Source organism: Campylobacter sp. CFSAN093233 (assembly GCF_011068165.1).
GTDB lineage: Bacteria > Campylobacterota > Campylobacteria > Campylobacterales > Campylobacteraceae > Campylobacter_D > Campylobacter_D jejuni.
Genome location: NZ_JAAMWY010000020.1, coordinates 1 through 1,701 on the forward strand (window position 1 = coordinate 1; position 1,701 = coordinate 1,701).

General features: G+C 25.6%; 3 protein-coding genes and 1 pseudogene. 3 read left to right on the top strand and 1 reads right to left on the bottom strand.

Annotation, left to right across the window (positions count from 1 at the left end; all coding sequences use genetic code 11):
• Positions 1 to 145 (bottom strand): annotated as a pseudogene (locus FBF15_RS09830) (conjugal transfer protein TraC); the annotation flags it as partial.
• Between the two features lie 170 nt (positions 146 to 315).
• On the opposite strand from FBF15_RS09830, the gene FBF15_RS09355 reads away from it, so the two are divergent.
• From FBF15_RS09355 to FBF15_RS09365, 3 genes are read left to right on the top strand one after another with little or no spacing between them, the layout of a single operon-like run.
• Positions 316 to 639, top strand: a complete 324-nt coding sequence (locus FBF15_RS09355) for a hypothetical protein (protein WP_002809052.1) — start codon at positions 316 to 318, stop codon at positions 637 to 639.
• Positions 630 to 1,037, top strand: a complete 408-nt coding sequence (gene vapD, locus FBF15_RS09360) for a VapD family protein (protein WP_002801138.1) — start codon at positions 630 to 632, stop codon at positions 1,035 to 1,037. Before FBF15_RS09355 ends, vapD begins: the two co-directional genes overlap by 10 nt.
• Positions 1,034 to 1,648 carry a recombinase family protein gene (locus FBF15_RS09365; RefSeq protein ID WP_002803413.1) on the top strand — a complete coding sequence of 205 codons (615 nt, stop codon included), beginning with the start codon at positions 1,034 to 1,036 and terminating at the stop codon, positions 1,646 to 1,648. Before vapD ends, FBF15_RS09365 begins: the two co-directional genes overlap by 4 nt.
• Positions 1,649 to 1,701 lie beyond the last annotated feature (53 nt).

A 1,701-nucleotide genomic window follows, 5' to 3' on the forward strand; every position in this document is an offset into this window, starting at 1 on the left:
TAAATGCAATTGTGAGTAACACAGCTCCAAGTGCATACAAAGCAGTGCTTAAATTTTCCATAAAGGTATTAACTTTGTCAATACCACCAGCCGCAAATACGAATATAGGGCTTAATAAAATTAACGACAATAATTTTATTTTCATTTTATATCCTTTATTAAAATAATTGTTCGTTAAATTTTAGTTTTATTATTAGTTAAAAAAATAATTTAATTTTTGTTTTGTAATTAGATTAATATTATTCAAAAGCTTTTATTTAAGTATTAGCTATTTTTTACTAGAATTTGTTAGGTTTTTGATGAAAGGATAAAAAAATGGCATACCCACTTTTAGGTACAAGAATAGTATTAGATGAAGAAAAGATTTTAAAAGAAGGCAAATATAATTTAGAAGATATGTATAAAATGATAGATGAATATGCTAAAGAATCAGGAATGATAAAAATTAATAAAGAAACTTATCATTGTAAAGGGGATAAGTATGATTTAGGTTGTATGACTTTATTTATATATAAATATTTGATTGATTCTGAATGGTTTACAAAAAATGCAAAAGAATGGATTTGGATTAGTGAAAAAGAAGGAAATAGCGATTTGATTTCTGCAAGTAAAGCCGAAGGAGAAGGAATTTGGGAATAAATCGCAAAGCAATTAATTTTGATTTATCTACAAAAAGTCTTGAAAAATATTTTAAAGACACAAGAGAACCCTATTCTTTGATTAAAAAATTTATGCTCGAAAATGGTTTTGAGCATAGACAATATTCAGGTTATACTTCAAAAGAACCAATAGATGAAAGACGAGTTGCTAGAATAGTTACTAAACTTGCTAAAAAATTTACTTGGTTTGGCGAATGTGTTAAAGAATTTGATATTACTGAAATAGGAGAGCAATACAGCTTAAAAGATACTATACAAAATCTATGTATCAAAGAAATTAATAAACAAGCTGGTTACAATAAGGATTTTCATGGCAAATTTAAAGAATTTACTCAAAAAACACCAAAAAATCAAAAGTTAAAAGATTTAGAACGATGAATATAGCATATATTAGAGTATCAACAAATAAACAAGAATTAGATTCTCAAAAGTTAGAAATTATGGAATATTGTCATAAAAACAATATCATTTTAGATGAAATTTTAGAAGTAAAAATAAGCTCTACAAAATCTCAAGAAAAACGAAAAATCAAGGATTTAAAACAAAGATTACAATCAGGCGATTTATTAATAGCGACAGAACTTTCAAGACTTGGTAGAAGTATGCTAGAAATAATTAATTTGGTTCTTGAATTTAATGCAAATAATATTAATTTTCTATTTTTAAGACAAAGAGAACTCAGCAATTTTAACAATCCTTCTTCAAAACTCATTCTGTCAATTTATGCTTACTTGGCGGAAAATGAAAGGGATCTGATCAGCCAAAGAACAAAAGCAGGACTTGAAAATGCTAAGGCTAGTGGTAAAAAACTAGGACGCCCGAAAGGGTCATTAAATAGTATTTATGATAAGGATATAGATAAAATACAAACTTTGCTTGATAAAGATTTATCTATCAGAAGCATTTGGAAATTATTTTATAAAGATAGTGGAAAAACTTACGATGGGCTATTATGGTTTATTAAAAAACGAAAATTAAAACAAAAATAAATTTTTTATTTAAGTGAAATATAAAAAATTTTGTAATAAAATTTAACGAACAA

What these genes read in the sequence shown, in the direction of transcription:
- FBF15_RS09355 (WP_002809052.1), top strand. Translation starts at nt 316, where the DNA reads ATGGCATACCCACTTTTAGGTACAAGAATAGTATTAGATGAAGAAAAG.
- FBF15_RS09365 (WP_002803413.1), top strand. Translation starts at nt 1,034, where the DNA reads ATGAATATAGCATATATTAGAGTATCAACAAATAAACAAGAATTAGAT.